The organism is Acinetobacter sp. YH12200, assembly GCF_013418175.1.
Lineage (GTDB): Bacteria > Pseudomonadota > Gammaproteobacteria > Pseudomonadales > Moraxellaceae > Acinetobacter > Acinetobacter pseudolwoffii.
This window is the reverse complement of the sequence record NZ_VPCO01000026.1, coordinates 1-15,837: the sequence shown is the minus strand read 5'-3', so window position 1 is coordinate 15,837 and position 15,837 is coordinate 1. Positions and strand designations below refer to the sequence as shown.

Genomic DNA, 15,837 nt, shown 5'->3' with positions numbered 1-15,837 from the left:
TATTGACTGCTCAATAAAAAAGCACATCGCGAAGATGTGCTTTTAAACAGTCTGTTTGGATTAACCGGTATTGCGTAAACCCGCAGCAATTCCGGCAATACTGACCATCAGGGCATGATCCACCGGAGTATTTTCAGCTTGCTGCTGTTGCAGATAGAGACGACGACGTTTCATCAGCTCGGCTTGCAGCAAATGTAGTGGTAGCAAATACGGTTTACGGACTTTCATGGATTGATCCAGGACGCCGTTGCTGCTGAGCAATTTGGATTCACCCTTTAACGTCAGCAAGGTCTGTACAGCATCCTGCAAACGCTGGCGCAGCTCTGTGCCGAGTACTTTGAGATCTTCATCTTGAGTTAAATGTGATTCATAGTACAGGGCCACATGTGCATCGGCTTTGGACAGCACCATTTCCAGCATATCAATCAGGGTCTGAAAATATGGCCACTCTGCCAGCATCTCATCGAGTACCGCCCGTTGCCCCTGATCCAGTACTTTATTCAGCGCGGCACCGGTACCCAGCCAAGCAGGTAACATCAGACGAATCTGGGTCCAGGCAAATACCCACGGAATCGCACGCAAGGATTCAATCCCGCCACTGACTTTACGTTTCGCCGGCCGTGAACCCAGCGGCAACATTTGCAGTTCAAGTTCCGGAGTGACAGTGCGCAGGTATTTGACAAAGTGCGGGTTTTCCCGCACGGTCTGGCGATAGACCTGAACCGAGAGTTCGGTCATTTGATGCATCAAGTCGCGCCATTCCTGTTTTGGCTCGGGTGGCGGGAGCAAGGTTGCTTCTAAGGTCGCAGCGGTATAAATTTCCAGATTTTGCAGGGCAATTTCTTCCAGTCCGAATTTAAAGCGGATCATTTCACCCTGTTCAGTCACCCTAATCGTGCCTGAAATCGACCCCGGTGGCTGTGAGAACAAGGCTTGCTGGGTTGGCGCACCGCCACGGCTGATCGAACCGCCACGGCCATGGAACAGGGTCAGCTGAACGCCATGTTGCTGGGCAATCGTCGTCAGTTCTTCCTGGGCACGGTACTGCGCCCAGTTGGCCGACATAAAACCGGCGTCCTTGGCTGAATCCGAATAGCCAATCATCACTTCATGCTTGCCCTGAATATGCTGTTTATACCAATGCATATTGAACAGGGTCGACATGGTCTCGGCTGCACCGTCCAGATCTTTGAGGGTTTCAAACAGCGGTACCACTCGTAAGGCGTGCTTGATACCCGCTTCTTTTTGTAGAAGCAATACCGCCAGCACATCACTTGGATATTCCGCCATGGAAATAATATAGGCACCCAGAGACTCACTTGGCTGTTCTGCCAGGGTGCGCATGGTGGCAAAGACTTCCTGTACATCCGGGTGTTGAATCAGACTGCCGGCTGGCTCATTCAGATGTTTTGGGAGCAAGGGACGTTTGCTTTGCAATTCTTGCAGTAAAAAGTTTTGACGTGCCTGTTCGGTCCAGGTGTCAAAATTTCCCAGCCCTAAATATTCGGTAATCGCCGAGATTGTCTGACGGTGACGTCCTGATTCCTGACGAATATCCAGTTTCAGTAACTCAATCCCAAAGCTGTTGACCCGGTAAATAAAGTCCAGCAGGCTGCCATTGGCAATTTCGGCCAGATTGCAGTCCATTAAGGAGCGATAGCAGGTCAATAGTGGCTGTAATAGCTCATCTTTACTTTTAATGACTAAACTCTCATCGGCATCATTGCCCTTTAATTTTTCTGCCAGCCAGTGTCGGGTCGCTTTCAGGCGGCTACGGGTATCACGTAAATATTCACGGTAGGGTTCTGGATGATCCAGACCCAATGCCTCGGAGATTTCCGTACTACATTGCTGAATGGAGAGTTCCCAGCGCAGGTTTTCAATATCGCGTACATAGAGATCGGCTGCTTTCCAGCGCGACAGCCACAACACTTCTTGCGTCACATTATGGGTAACATTCGGGTTGCCATCGCGGTCACCACCCATCCAGGAAGCAAAACGTACCGGTGCAATATCTAAGGGCAGGTTCTGGCCGCATTGCGCTTGCACCATGCCATTTAGTTCCCGGATAAATTTCGGGACTGCATTCCACAGGGTCTGTTCAATGGTAGTAAAACCCCATTTGGCTTCATCGATCGGGGTCGGACGATGCTGACGGATTTCATCGGTTTGCCAGGCCGAGCTAATCAGCTGTTTCAGATCTGCCAACACCGCCTGACGTTCACGCGGCGTGAGTTTCTGCTGGTCGAATTTGGACAGGGCATTATTGATACCATCATATTTTTGGATCAGGGTGCGGCGGCTGACTTCTGTCGGATGCGCGGTCAGTACCAGTTCAATTTTTAATTCACAAATTTGCTGGTATAGCGTGTCGGCAGAAATCTCCTGCTGTTTAAATTTTTCAAATAACGGTACCAGAGGATTAGGGGATTCTGCCGTGTCATCGAATTCGCTTTGGCGACGACGACGCACCACATGATATTGTTCGGCAATATTGGCAAAGTTCAAAAAATGGGTAAAGGCACGGGTTAGAGGCAGGATTTCCGCATCTTCCAGACTCAAAAATAATTGTTCTAGCTGTTTTTCTGCTTCGACCTGTCCATCACGTGCGCCTTTAGATAAAGCACGAATCTGCTCAATCTGATTAAACAAATCCTGCCCCGCATGTAATTTTAAGGTTTCCCCCAGCAAATTACCCAGTAAGCGTACGTCTTCGCGTAGTGGTGCATCAATTTGTTGAATCATTTTTATATTCCCTTAAATGCTTGCTTTGACTATACCGCGACTGTAGGACAATCCAAGTCCTTTACAGACAAAAGTTGCAGATATTTTGCAGATTTTTTAGCAAATTTTAGCCAGTATCCTGTCGCCAGCACTCAAGCGATCAGAAGGGATTTAGCCAGATATTCCGTATTTCAGCATAAACAGCTCAATCGCCTGACTAATGATCTGCTGCTGTTCTGTACTGGAGGGCGGAGCTGTAAGTCCGAGCAGGATTTTTTGATGACGTGTTCCGGTCAATAGGCACACGATCAGTTCGGTCTGTTTCTCGGGTCGATCGACCTGAATAAACTGGTAGTGCTGCGCCAGCGCAAAGAAATCATGCCAGACCGCCTCCAGTTTGGCATGCGAGGCCTGATAAAACTGCTCTGCCAGCGGGCTTTGCTGCGAGGCCAGCTCCATGAGTAATAGGTCCAGTTTGATGGCTTCAGGCAGGCTAATAATATTCAAAGCGCGTAAACAGGCCCGATAAAATTCCTGAGCAAAGTCACTGCTTGGCTGCAAGACCTGCGGATGCTCATGCAGAATGGCTTCACAGGTATCTTCAATGGCACAGCTGAACAGCGTCGCCTTGTCCTGAAAATGGTTATAGACCGTCAGTTTGCTCACCCCGGCTTCACGGGCAATCTGGTTCATGCTGGAGGCATGATAACCATGCGCTAAAAATAGCGCTTTGGCCGCGCTCAGGATGCGTTGGCGTTTCTCCAGATCTTTCGGTCGTCCTACAGGTATTTGCACAATTTCTTCCAAAAAAAGTCAACTTGGTCATTGCTTTGAGGGTTCTGTTGTAATTAGTGTACCGGGTGGTATATTAATTAAAAAATAAGCAATTCAATATATCAGCATAGTTTGCCCGAAAAAAGATGATCAGATAAGAGCGAATAAGATGAGCAGGATTTACAGCGTGTTGGCTGGCATGATGATGCTTTGCAGTGTGACCTTAAATGGGTGCAGTAAAGATACAATCGCCGCAGAACAGGAAGTTCCCTTTGTCATGGTGACCACACCGAGCACTTCACAGCATGAACTGAAAAGTTATGCCGGCGACGTGCAGGCGCGTCAGCAAACAGCACTGGCCTTTCGGGTAGCGGGACAGGTGACCCAGCGCTTCGTCGATGTCGGGGACCAAGTCAAAGTCGGACAGGTGCTGGCCACACTGGATGTAAAAGATGCCCAGTTGCAGCTGAATGCGGCACGTGCCCAGCTGGAAAACGCGCAGTCTGCCAGTAAAATTGCTCAGGATGAACTACAGCGTTTCAAGCAGCTGTTACCGGTCAATGCCGTGAGTCGCTCGCAATATGATGCCATCGATAATCAATATAAAGCTGCACAGTCGAGTCTGAAACAGGCGCAATCCAATTATGATACTGCCAAAAACCAGACCACTTATAACCAGCTGATTGCCACTAAAAATGGCGTGATCACGGCACGCAATATCGAAACGGGTCAGGTGGTCGCAGCCGGGCAAGCGGTATATGAGTTAGCCATTTCCGGTGAGCGTGAAGTGGTGATTGGCGTGCCGGAACAGGCCATTTCAGAGGTCAAGGTCGGACAGCCTGCCACGGTGACTTTATGGTCCAAACCTGAAGAAAAATTTAGTGCCTTTGTCCGTGAAATATCACCAGCTGCGGATCAGTCCCGTACCTTCCGGGTCAAAGTCTCACTGCGCGAAGGCAATGCTCAGATCCAGCTCGGACAAAGTGCCCGGGTGTTTTTTCAGCACAGCCGGGACAATAGGCTCAGTGTACCGCTGTCCAGTGTCTCAGCCACAGATCAACAAGCCTATGTGATGCTGGTCAAGCCGGATCATACTGTACACAAAGTCCCGGTGACTTTAGGGGCTTATGGTCGCGATAGCGTACCGGTACTCAGTGGCCTGAAAGCGGAAGATTATGTGGTGATTGGCGGCGTACATTTGCTGCGTGACCAGCAAAAAATCAATCCGATTAATCGTGAAAACCGTCCTGTGACCGTTCAGGCAGGGAGTTAAATATGAACTTTAACCTGTCGGAATGGGCTTTAAAGAATAAGGGCCTAGTACTGTATTTTATGATCCTGCTCGGGCTGATTGGCATCGTGTCCTATTCCCAGCTGTCGCAAAGTGAAGATCCGCCTTTTACCTTTAAAGTGATGGTCATTCAGACCTACTGGCCGGGTGCCAGTGCCAAAGAAGTGTCCTTACAGGTCACGGATCGGATTGAAAAGGAACTGATGACCACGGGGCAATATGACCGCATCATGGCCTATTCGCGTCCGGGTGAATCCATGGTGACCTTTATTGCCAAGGATTCTCTGGCTTCGAAAGATGTGGCCGATGTCTGGTATAACGTGCGCAAGAAAGTCAGCGATATCCGGCATGAATTGCCGCAAGGAGTACAAGGCCCATTCTTTAATGATGAATTCGGCGATACCTTTGGCAATATCTATGTGCTCAAAGGCAAAGACTTCGATTATGCGACCCTCAAGGAATACGCCGACCGTTTGCAGCTACAACTGCAACGGGTCAAAGATGTCGCCAAAGTCGATTTAATCGGCCTGCAAGACCAGAAAATCTGGATTGAGATTTCCAATACCAAAGCTATCCAGCTCGGAGTTCCAGTCAGCGCCATTCAGCAGGCTTTGCAGCAGCAAAATGCCATGACCCATGCCGGTTTTTTTGAAACCGGTTCAGACCGGATTCAGGTTCGGGTCAGCGGTGCCTTAAACAGTATTGAAGAATTACAGCAACTGCCACTTTTGATAAATGGCAAAACCATTCAGCTGGGAGATGTCGCTGAGATCTATCGTGGCTTTAGTGATCCGGCCCAACCCCGGATGCGTTTTATGGCTGAAAATGGCATTGGGATTGCCGTGTCCATGCGCAAAGGCGGCGATATTCTGGCACTGGGCAAACATCTGGAACAGGAATTTGCCCGTCTGCAAAAAACCTTGCCCCTCGGCATGGAGTTGCAAAAAGTCTCCGATCAGCCAGTGGCAGTCAAACGCAGTATCAATGAATTTATGAAAGTGCTGGCAGAGGCAGTAATTATTGTGCTGCTGGTCAGTTTCTTCTCGCTGGGTTTTCGTACCGGACTGGTGGTGGCCTTTTCGATTCCGCTAGTATTGGCCATGACCTTTGCCGGCATGCATTTATTTGATGTCGGCCTGCATAAAATTTCCTTGGGTGCCCTAATTCTGGCACTTGGTCTTCTGGTCGATGATGCGATTATTGCCATTGAAATGATGGCGATTAAAATGGAGCAGGGCTATAGCCGGCTTGAAGCAGCAGGCTTTACCTGGAAAACCACCGCCTTTCCAATGCTGACCGGCACCCTGATTACCGCCGCCGGATTTTTACCGATTGCCACAGCAGCATCGAGTACCGGTGAATATACCCGTTCTATTTTTCAGGTGGTCACGATTGCACTGCTGATGTCCTGGATTGCCGCGGTGTTATTTGTGCCTTATCTGGGCGATAAACTGCTGCCCAATTTCAACAAAGACTTGATACAAAAAGCGCCGTGGTATCAGCGCCTTTGGGCGCGTTTGCGCAAGCAGCCCGAACCCCAGCCGGTCGTGCATCATGCCGGCGAACAGCATGACCCTTATCAAACCCGGTTTTATCAAGGTTTTCGCCGTTGGGTAAATACCTGTGTGACCTATCGTAAGACCGTGATTACAGCAACGGTAGGAATTTTTATTCTCTCCATTTTAATGTTTAAGCTGGTGCCACAGCAATTTTTCCCGCCCTCGAATCGGGCTGAAATTTTGGTGGATCTCAAACTTGAAGAAGGCGCCTCTCTGAAAGCCACCGAAGCTGCGGTGAAAAAAGTTGAAGCCTTTTTGTCGAAACAGCAGGGCATTGATAACTATGTGGCCTATGTCGGAATTGGTTCTCCGCGTTTCTATTTACCGCTGGATCAGCAGCTGCCGCAAACCAGTTTTGCCCAGTTTGTGGTGCTGGCATCCTCTTTGGAAGATCGTAACGAAATCCGTCAATCCTTGAGTGACCAGATTCGGCTGTTATTACCGGAAGTCCGTACCCGGGTGTCCCTGCTGGAAAATGGCCCTCCAGTCGGTTATCCATTGCAGTTCCGGGTCTCTGGTGAAGATCTGGGACTGGTTCGTGAATGGGCGCAGAAAGTCGCCGCAACCGTGGGCGATAATCCGAATACCACCAATGTACATCTAGACTGGGGTGAGCCGAGCAAAGTCATCAAACTGGAGATCGATCAGGATCGTGCCCGTCAGTTGGGCGTGACTAGCAGTGAGCTGGCCAATGTGCTGAACAGCTCGATTTTGGGGGCCGGCATTGATCAGTATCGGGAAAAGCGTGAACTGATTGAAATCCGTTTACGTGGTGCGCAGGCTGAACGCGTTGATGTCGCTTCTTTAAGCAGTCTGGCGATACCGACGTCACGTGGTACTTCGGTACCGTTGGCACAGCTTGCCAACATTGAATATAGCTTTGAAGAAGGCTTGATCTGGCATCGGAATCGTTTACCGACCATCACAGTGCGTGCCGATATTCGCACGGCCTTACAGCCGGCCACTGTGGTGAATGAATTACACGATTCACTGCACCAACTTCGAGCTGAGTTGCCGAATGGCTATCTGCTGGAAGTCGGCGGCACGGTCGAAGAATCCGCACGTGGCCAGAACTCGGTCAATGCTGGCATGCCTTTATTCCTGGCGGTGGTGATGACCCTGTTAATGATTCAGCTCAAGAGCATCTCACGGGCCTTTATTGTATTCCTGACCGCACCTTTAGGCATTATCGGGGTGGTGTTATTCCTGTTACTTTTCAATAAACCTTTCGGTTTTGTGGCCATGCTCGGGACAATTGCGCTCTCTGGAATGATCATGCGAAATTCCCTGATTCTGATTGACCAGATCGAGCAGGATATTCAGGCCGGAGAATCCCAATGGGATGCCATTATCAATGCCACAGTCCGCCGTTGTCGCCCGATTGTCTTGACCGCATTGGCCGCTGTTTTAGCCATGATTCCCTTGTCCCGCAGTATTTTTTTCGGGCCGATGGCAGTGGCAATTATGGGTGGTTTAATTGTGGCGACACTTCTGACCCTGTTTTTCCTGCCTGCCTTATATGCACAATGGTTTAAAGTGAAAAAAAGTTTAAATTCTGTTTAAAATTGTCATAATTTCAGGTGCGAAATATTGAAATTTTCAATATAGTAGCAGCTGAGATTTTTATAATTTAAAAAAATAAGTAACTACTGCATTGGCCGAACTGCCAATCCGGTAATGAGGTTAAACCAAACATGACTCAAACTACATTAACCAAGATGCGACGTTCCGTAGCGATGGCTTATGTCTTCATGTTTTTGGCCTTATTTACGCTATTTAGTGGACTTTTTGCTTACTGGTTGGCCCGTAAAGTGACGCAAGTCGATTATGCCGAAGTCTGGTTACAAGCACAGGCCTTGTGGATCATGCGAAATATCATGATTTATACCATTTTGGCGCTCTTTGCTGCGCTGTGGTTTATTCCGCTGTTTTTCTTTGCCTGGGACAGCCAGTTATGGGTCAAAGCCTGTGTCGTGACCGGGGTGATTTTCAGCTTTATTGCCTTTATTTTCCTGCTCAATGCCTGGTTTAAAGGCATCCATAAATTCTCTCAAAATAAAGCCGTGTTCTAAAGCATATAATTTTTTTCATATTTCCCCTTGTAAAATCAGGTTTGACCCCAATTTCAGACCTCAGTTGAATATTAAACAAAATTCCGTGAGGAGCATCGCCAGACATGGCTAAACGTGATTATTATGAGGTTTTGGGCGTCGCTAAAACCGCTAGTGATGATGAAATCAAAAAAGCCTACCGTAAGTTGGCGATGAAATATCATCCAGACCGTAACCCGGACAATGCTGAAGCTGAAGATAAATTTAAAGAAGCAGCAGAAGCCTATGAAGTGCTGTCTGATGGTGAAAAGCGCAGCATGTACGACCGTATGGGCCATCAGGCCTTTGAAGGGGGTATGGGCGGCGGTGGCGGCTTCGGTGGTGGTTTCAGCGCAGAAGACATTTTCAGCCAGTTCGGTGATATTTTCGGTGGTGCTTTCGGTGGCGGCGGTGGTCGTGGCCAGCAACGTGCACGCCGTGGTTCGGACTTACGCTATGTGATGGAATTGACCCTGGAAGAAGCGGTCAAAGGCGTCAAGAAAACCATTACTTTTACTGCACCGGCACCATGTGATGCCTGTGATGGTAAAGGCTCAAAAAATCCAAATGATGTAGAAACCTGCCGTACCTGCCATGGTGCCGGTCAAGTGCGTATGCAGCAAGGTTTCTTCTCGGTGCAGCAAACTTGTAGTACCTGTCGCGGTCAGGGCAAGATCATCAAGAACCCATGTAATAAATGTCATGGTTCAGGTGTGTCGGATCGTCAGCAAACGCTGGAAGTTACTATTCCTGCGGGTGTGGATAATGGCGACCGCGTACGCTTGACCGGTAAAGGTGAAGCGATTCGTGATGGTCAGTCAGGTGATTTGTACGTCGAAGTGGTGGTGCGTGAGCACGAAATCTTCCAGCGTGATGGTGCTGACCTGTATATGGATGTGCCGGTTTCAATCGCCGATGCAGCGTTAGGTAAGGAGGTTCAGATTCCGACTCTAGACGGTCGAGTAAGCCTGAAAATTCCTGAAGGGACGCAAACGGGTAAACTGTTCCGCTTACGTGGCAAAGGTGTTAAACCGGTACGTACCAGCATGCAAGGTGATTTGCTGTGCCGTATTGTAGTGGAAACACCAGTTAATTTAAGTGCACGTCAACGTGAACTGTTGAAAGAGCTGCAAGAAACTATGGATGGTGAAGACAGTAAATCATCACCAAAGAAAAAATCATTCTTTGATCGTTTGTTTGATTGATCGAATGAAAATAAAGAAGGACGCTGCGGCGTCCTTTTTTGTGCTTTAAATTTATACTATGATAGAAATAGAATTAGGTACTTGAAATGGGATTTCGCATAAGAGTTTTTATGTTAAATCTAGCCTGTTTGCCCTTTTATTTTTGAATTGTTTACTAGATGGCAGCATAGTTGAGTAAAATCGAATAATATGATTAGAATCATGAAATTTAGTGCGTAATCCAGACTATTACTTTAAATAGTTAGCTTTTTACTCTCTACAATTCAGATTAATATAATTATCTATATTGGATATAGGCACATTCAATGAAAATTTTTAAATATTCATTTGTAATTCTAGCTGTAGTTTCAGTCTCTGCTTATACCATGAGTGACCGGCAGTCCACACAGTTTCAGGTCAAAATAAAAGTCAATGAAATTTGTGATATCGGCACAGGTTCTACTTCTAATATAGATTTTGGTACGATTTCTCGTAATACCCAAAATATCCAGGCAACGGGTAGTCTAAATGTCTCATGTACTAATGGTACGCCTTACAATATTTCACTAAATAGTGATGGTACACTAAAGAATACTCAGGATGCTTCCTTGAAGCTTTCATATCGACTTTATCAAGATGCATCTATGAGCAAAGAATGGGGAAACAGCTCTGAAAATCTTTTTTCACAACACGGTACAGGACAAACTCAAAATATTACCATTTGGGGGAAAGTGCCTGATACTAACGTTCCTGCCGGTCAATATATAGATACAGTTACTGCTACGATTACCTATTAAATATAGAGTTTTCTAATAAGTTAAAGTCACAGTAATGGTATCGGAATATTTCCCTATACTGCTAATGCTTTGCGATGGGACCATCGCATAAACAGGGATAGTCTGGTGGGTTATAGAATATGAAGTATCCGCCTGCCAAATGTTCGAGTGACTTGGATCCTGATATAAACCGTATTGAATATAACTTCCTAAAGAATTTTTCATACGTCTTTGTGAGCCCAATGGATTTAGACCATTATTTAAACTTACCTTCATATTGGTACCCATTGGACATGCTAATTGAATAGTCCCTGAACGATATAAAGTATTATTCAATAGCTCCACTGAACTAAAATCTATATCTGATGCAGATAAAATCAAACAGCTATTTTCATAGTTAGAATTGACGACTATATTGTTAGTTGAGCTATTTTGACTAGCTAGAGCTTCTAAATCTGAAGGTACTTCTAAGCCATAGCGATAAGCATAGTATAGCTTTATGGAAGTACTATTGGTTTTATAGGAGCCGGCAGGTACATTTTGTCCTGCAAGAACTTGACCATACATTTTGACTAATGTACTCGGACTTCCTGTATTAGCACCTACTTGAACAGACTGGCACTGAGCTGTATTTTTAGCGTCTGAGTTTGGTATCTTGCGTGTTCGTGCGACATCATAATATAAGTTATAATTTAATAAGGAAGCAGGATAGTTATCATAGTTAATCATTGTGCGAGGATCTTTAGCCGCTGGATCTATACTATCAACTACCATACATATCTTATATGTCACGGGCTGACTCCAGTTTGAATTACATGTTACGGTAATATCCGTAGAAGCTGTCATCGAGCCTTGAATATTCGCTGTGCCTAGGCTTAAATTACCTCCACTTACCCAGCAACTCTCTGCATAAGCAGATGAAGAGCATATGCTATAAGCTAAAAACAATAAGCTCATACAAGCTAAACGCTTGATGAGGCCATAAGCTTTGATTCGGTTAAATTGATGAGTTATTGACATACCACCCTTCCTAAATCGCTAAAACCTTCAAGAGTGGAAACTTCAGGAAGATTCACTTGGCATTGCTTAAGCTCATCGCCAATATATAATTTATTATTTTTCACATCATCTAAATATACAATACCATCATGAGCTACAATGGTTTTAGGAGGCTGCTGTATTGATGGTTGAATATCCCAAACAGATTTACCCACTGCTAGATTCTCTCCCTGATCATCGACTGCCTGTAATTGAACGGATTTCACTTGATACATTGGAAAACGAACGAATACACCACTTGCCTGACGAGGTACAACATCTTGCTGTGTTGTTTCTATTTTTAAATTTATGGGTAGGTTCAGGGTATCAACTGCTACACTATTATGCTGATATGGATTTAGACGATCCAATAGCAAATATCCTTTCTGATTAGTTTTACCAATCAAACGATTCTCCATACGCACCGGTACGCTAGCAATATTATCTGTTGAGACAATAGCAAATGAACCGTTACTCAAACGCGTGGGTAGTATCACGTCTTTTAGAATAACTAACCCTCCGTTGACTGAGGCAAATGCACTGGTATTATTTTGTTGGTCTGATGCTGTATGTTGCACATTTAATTGTGCTAACCCATAGCGACCGAGATAGTCGATCTGCCCCTGAAACTGTGAGTATTGATCTGTACGATTGGCCATGGCTTGCCATCCCATCCCTCCCTGATCTTGATTTAGCGTATGCATTATATTCACACCAAACTGTTTGTTATCATGACTACGCTGTATTGATGCTGTGGCTGAGTTACGTTGCGCCCACGGGATATTAAGTGATAGATAATAACTATCTTTCTTATTAATTAAATCATGCGTATAACCTAAATTTAGGTTCATACGTTGCGGCAAGATATAAGACCAGTTTAGCAATACAAACTTACTCTCTTGCTCCGTATATTTTTGCTGGATATAGCTACTTCCCAACTGACCAATTTTAGTATTAAAACCTATATAAAATTGGTCTGACCTACTGGCAAATGCCGCATCATTCAAGCTAGCAATATCATTAAACTCACCAAACTGTCGTAGCCCATTATAATTTAAACTTATTAATGTAGAGTTCCAACTATAACCTAGGCCTAATAATTGTCCATGTTGCTCAGGTGTACGACTATAAGCATAAGAGAGATTAAGCTGTCCTGCACGTTTGCCTAATTGATAAAGTGTGCCTAGTCCTACCTGTTGCAATTGATCGGTCAATTCAGTATGTGTTTCCAGAGTAAGTTTATTTGATATTCCATAACGATAGCTTCCACTAAATGCAGGATCTTGTGCATAATCAAATGAAGATAAGCCATAATTTAACTTTGGATAACCTAAATTAAAAGACCAGTCATTTAAGCTTTTTGCGAGTAGATTATTCGTACCATATAAGGGAATATTCAGTACTTGCTGTTGACCATTAATATCTGTAATGACCATTTGTGCATTGCCTGCACCTGTAATACTGGGGACTGATTGAATATCAAATTGTCCTGGTACGACATCTTGAGAAGCCTGCTTAATACCATTAATTATTAAATCTACTTGTGAAGGCAATGCTACCTGACCTTTAAAACTCATTAAGGGGGTCGTCACGGTATAGGGTTGTAAAGCAAAATTTTTCGATAAACTAAAACCACTCAAGCGAGTAGAGCGTGTCCATGACAGTGCATTACTTTGTGCATCACCTAAACGTAGTCTAAGCAATTGTTCTGGGATATCTTTTTCCCAATATGTATCCAGTATATGATGATTTATAAAGGCATTATCTTGATATTGGTAGCTACTAGAAAGGCTGAATACCCCACCAAATAGCCCAAAAACACGAAATTCATTCCAACCATTTAAAGAAAATATATTCTCATGCTGCTGAGCAAAGGCAGTGTAATTGAGCAAGACACCTGTTTTTTCATGCAATGGATTAACTTTTGCAGCAGGCAGATGCTGATAGCCATATTGATGTTGACTGCTTAACAGTGTAATAGGTACTTGGATTGAAATTTTTTGATTGAGGTCGTCATATTTATAGCTTAGCCCTACAATCTGATCAAGTGCGATATAGGGTACCTGATCAATTATGATTGGTGTTATCTCGGCAGTAATGGCGAAATTTTTTAAGGAAGCTACATCAATATAGAGTTGCTGATCTTGTTGTAAAAAATGACCAATTTGAATCTGTGCAGACTGATTTACTTCTACATCCAAATACAATTCCTGTTGAATCGCACTGTCTATATTATTGGATAAGTATTGTTCTGCAAATGTTGTCGGTGCTGTGACCAGCATCATTCCTGCAAGTATAAAATTGCTTGCTCGAACCTTCAATGATCAGAAACTCCCTATACCTAAAGCTTATTCTGTATCAGGGAGATAATGGTAGAGTTTGTTCACGAAGATCCATATTAACTACAGCTATAAACTTTCCGCCACGCGTAACATTTATATTATTTGGAATTTTCCATTGCATGCTTTTCCCACTAAGTACATAACCCATCAATCCCATTTGAATTGGTATTTTTTTGCCTTGCGCATCCATGTAGGAAAACTGACTAAAGCGCTTATAATGACTAGACTGATTGTTGATTGTTAGTGTTTGCGTATTATATTTAAAGCTCATACCTTGCAGGGATGTTATGCCTTGATCTATATCATTACTGTCCGATACTTTTAAAAAAACAGGAATGGAATATTTGAGTAACAATTGTAGACCACTTTGTACATCAGTCTGGGAGTTAGGTAATTCATCCACGATGAGGCGATAAGCTTGTTCAGTCGTATTTGCTATTTGAGTATTGCGGATCAATCGAACCAATTGCCGTTGTCCGGCAGGAATGCTAATGACCATAGGACTAGCAATTAGATCTTTGGAGTTTGTTAAAATATCTTGTTGATTGCTTTGTGTCCAAGCGTTCACTCGTACTTGTGCACGAATACTCTCATTACCTGTATTGGTCAACCAAAGTTCTTTGACTTTTTCTTGCGGTGAAAATTCTAATAAAATAGGCGCAACTTGCAAACTGGCAGCATGCGCCTGTGTTATAAAAATACTAGCTGCCAAGATTCCTGCACCACAAATGTGGAATACATGAGAGAATTTGGCTGGCTTTTTCATGTGGACTCTTTACGATAATAAAAATTAATAAGTTACTGTGGCTGTGACGGTATCTGCATAGTTACCAGCGCGTACATTTGTAGAGCCAGATAATTTAGCAACTACCGGGATAGTCTGTACACTACCTGAACCAGTTGCAGAATATCGATTATTGTCGTTGTCCCACTCTGCTGTATCACTGGATGCTTTAAATAATTGATAAGCAATGCTAGACGTAGGGTCAGTCGTATGAGTCATTTTTCCACTACTAGATAAACCAACGCTGTAGGGTGTCTGACTGGTACAGGTTACATTTAGATTACCTGTTTTATCTGTTGCTGCGATACCACTATTTACTTTATCAAAATCGATATCTGTAGCACTGATCGCACATGTTGATACAACTTCAATTTTAACTTTAAAAGTTGCATCCGCAGTTTTAGTAGAAGCATTTGTTTGTCCTGCTATAAATACGCCAGAAGAAAGCAATAATGCTGTAGTGATAAAGTTTTTCATATAAGGGCCTATTAATAATGAAACAGATGGTTTTTTTAAAAACTTGCTGTTATTTTTTAATAGTTTCATAAAAAAATTTTACTACTAAAAAATAGAGTGTGAAACATATCACATTTTATGACTTTTTCAATATTTATTGACGTTATGTTAAGCGACTTTAATTCGTATCCTGGACGGCACACCCGACGCTGATTTAAGAAATCTAAATAATAAAAAACCCCAGCATCCTGCCGGGGTTTTTTATCGTTGCTGATTGTGCTGTTGTACCCTCTGGTCCATGTGCAATAACTTATAATTTTTGTTTTATGTTATGGAACATCCTGTTCCTGATGACTTGATCATAGGAAAATTCCAGTATGCCGCATAGCAGCAAAGGGCCGAGATTGATGTGAGCCTAAGCGTACAAAATAGCCTAAATTTCATCCACAGTAATTGGGGATAGTTTTCGCCCTGGAAGAGCTGAGAACATTGGGAAAATGCCAAAATTGAGCATTTTTTAGACGATTTTATTGGCGAAAGATTACAAATCTGCTTAAAAAAAACACGAGTTGTTAAAACGTGTGTTTTTTGATCTTGAAGGTTGTGTGTTTTTTTTGTCTTAAACCTTTGATAAATAATATTATTTAAAATCGCTGTTATTCACCAATTAAAATGTCTATGCGAAAAACCACTTAAAATGTCCTGTTTTTAACCACAAGAGTCAAGCACAGGATTTAAATTTCTTTGTTCAATAACAGCTTTCTGAGCTTTACGGCTCGGCATACTTTTCTTGGCACGGGAACGTTTATTCTGTTTCTC

At 44.0% G+C, this 15,837-nt stretch carries 11 protein-coding genes; 5 read left to right on the top strand and 6 right to left on the bottom strand.

Annotated features, from left to right (window positions below):
• Nucleotides 1-60: 60 nt before the first annotated feature.
• Complete coding sequence (gene ppc, locus FTU90_RS13815; protein WP_180072903.1) at nucleotides 61-2,745, bottom strand: phosphoenolpyruvate carboxylase; 2,685 nt, start codon at nucleotides 2,743-2,745, stop codon at nucleotides 61-63.
• A gap of 150 nt (nucleotides 2,746-2,895) precedes the next feature.
• Entirely contained in the window at nucleotides 2,896-3,519 is a 624-nt protein-coding gene (locus FTU90_RS13810; protein WP_180072901.1) for a TetR/AcrR family transcriptional regulator, read from the bottom strand.
• 148 nt (nucleotides 3,520-3,667) lie between these two features.
• On the opposite strand from FTU90_RS13810, the gene FTU90_RS13805 reads away from it, so the two are divergent.
• From FTU90_RS13805 to FTU90_RS13785, 5 genes are all read left to right on the top strand, one after another.
• Nucleotides 3,668-4,771, top strand: coding sequence for an efflux RND transporter periplasmic adaptor subunit (locus FTU90_RS13805; protein WP_035337502.1), 1,104 nt, complete (start codon nucleotides 3,668-3,670; stop codon nucleotides 4,769-4,771).
• 2 nt (nucleotides 4,772-4,773) lie between these two features.
• The gene (locus tag FTU90_RS13800) at nucleotides 4,774-7,911 is read left to right on the top strand and encodes an efflux RND transporter permease subunit (protein WP_180072899.1); all 3,138 of its coding nucleotides are present in this window, start codon (nucleotides 4,774-4,776) and stop codon (nucleotides 7,909-7,911) included.
• 131 nt (nucleotides 7,912-8,042) lie between these two features.
• Complete coding sequence (locus FTU90_RS13795; protein ID WP_180072897.1) at nucleotides 8,043-8,420, top strand: hypothetical protein; 378 nt, start codon at nucleotides 8,043-8,045, stop codon at nucleotides 8,418-8,420.
• Nucleotides 8,421-8,524: 104 nt separating this feature from the next.
• Nucleotides 8,525-9,643 (top strand): molecular chaperone DnaJ, encoded by a 1,119-nt coding sequence (gene dnaJ / locus FTU90_RS13790; protein ID WP_005094779.1) that lies wholly within the window; start codon nucleotides 8,525-8,527, stop codon nucleotides 9,641-9,643.
• A gap of 305 nt (nucleotides 9,644-9,948) precedes the next feature.
• Nucleotides 9,949-10,419 (top strand): spore coat U domain-containing protein, encoded by a 471-nt coding sequence (locus FTU90_RS13785; RefSeq protein WP_159138977.1) that lies wholly within the window; start codon nucleotides 9,949-9,951, stop codon nucleotides 10,417-10,419.
• A gap of 12 nt (nucleotides 10,420-10,431) precedes the next feature.
• Here the strand turns inward: FTU90_RS13785 and FTU90_RS13780 are convergent, their stop codons facing one another.
• The 4 genes from FTU90_RS13780 to FTU90_RS13765 form a co-directional block, all read right to left on the bottom strand.
• Nucleotides 10,432-11,418, bottom strand: coding sequence for a spore coat U domain-containing protein (locus FTU90_RS13780; protein ID WP_180072895.1), 987 nt, complete (start codon nucleotides 11,416-11,418; stop codon nucleotides 10,432-10,434).
• Nucleotides 11,409-13,718 carry a fimbria/pilus outer membrane usher protein gene (locus FTU90_RS13775; protein WP_180072893.1) on the bottom strand — a complete coding sequence of 770 codons (2,310 nt, stop codon included), beginning with the start codon at nucleotides 13,716-13,718 and terminating at the stop codon, nucleotides 11,409-11,411. The genes FTU90_RS13780 and FTU90_RS13775 overlap by 10 nt, the downstream gene beginning before the upstream one ends.
• Before the next feature lie 76 nt (nucleotides 13,719-13,794).
• Nucleotides 13,795-14,544: a molecular chaperone gene (locus FTU90_RS13770; RefSeq protein ID WP_180072891.1), complete on the bottom strand. Its 750-nt coding sequence runs from the start codon at nucleotides 14,542-14,544 to the stop codon at nucleotides 13,795-13,797.
• A 24-nt stretch (nucleotides 14,545-14,568) separates the two neighbouring features.
• Nucleotides 14,569-15,108, bottom strand: coding sequence for a spore coat U domain-containing protein (locus tag FTU90_RS13765; RefSeq protein WP_180072889.1), 540 nt, complete (start codon nucleotides 15,106-15,108; stop codon nucleotides 14,569-14,571).
• Between the last annotated feature and the right edge of the window lie 729 nt (nucleotides 15,109-15,837).

Bases quoted from the DNA above. Each gene is read 5' to 3' on its own strand.
- ppc (WP_180072903.1), bottom strand. From the start codon at position 2,745: ATGATTCAACAAATTGATGCACCACTACGCGAAGACGTACGCTTACTG.
- FTU90_RS13805 (WP_035337502.1), top strand. From the start codon at position 3,668: ATGAGCAGGATTTACAGCGTGTTGGCTGGCATGATGATGCTTTGCAGT.
- FTU90_RS13800 (WP_180072899.1), top strand. From the start codon at position 4,774: ATGAACTTTAACCTGTCGGAATGGGCTTTAAAGAATAAGGGCCTAGTA.
- FTU90_RS13795 (WP_180072897.1), top strand. From the start codon at position 8,043: ATGACTCAAACTACATTAACCAAGATGCGACGTTCCGTAGCGATGGCT.
- dnaJ (WP_005094779.1), top strand. From the start codon at position 8,525: ATGGCTAAACGTGATTATTATGAGGTTTTGGGCGTCGCTAAAACCGCT.
- FTU90_RS13785 (WP_159138977.1), top strand. From the start codon at position 9,949: ATGAAAATTTTTAAATATTCATTTGTAATTCTAGCTGTAGTTTCAGTC.
- FTU90_RS13780 (WP_180072895.1), bottom strand. From the start codon at position 11,418: ATGTCAATAACTCATCAATTTAACCGAATCAAAGCTTATGGCCTCATC.
- FTU90_RS13775 (WP_180072893.1), bottom strand. From the start codon at position 13,718: ATGCTGGTCACAGCACCGACAACATTTGCAGAACAATACTTATCCAAT.
- FTU90_RS13770 (WP_180072891.1), bottom strand. From the start codon at position 14,544: ATGAAAAAGCCAGCCAAATTCTCTCATGTATTCCACATTTGTGGTGCA.
- FTU90_RS13765 (WP_180072889.1), bottom strand. From the start codon at position 15,108: ATGAAACTATTAAAAAATAACAGCAAGTTTTTAAAAAAACCATCTGTT.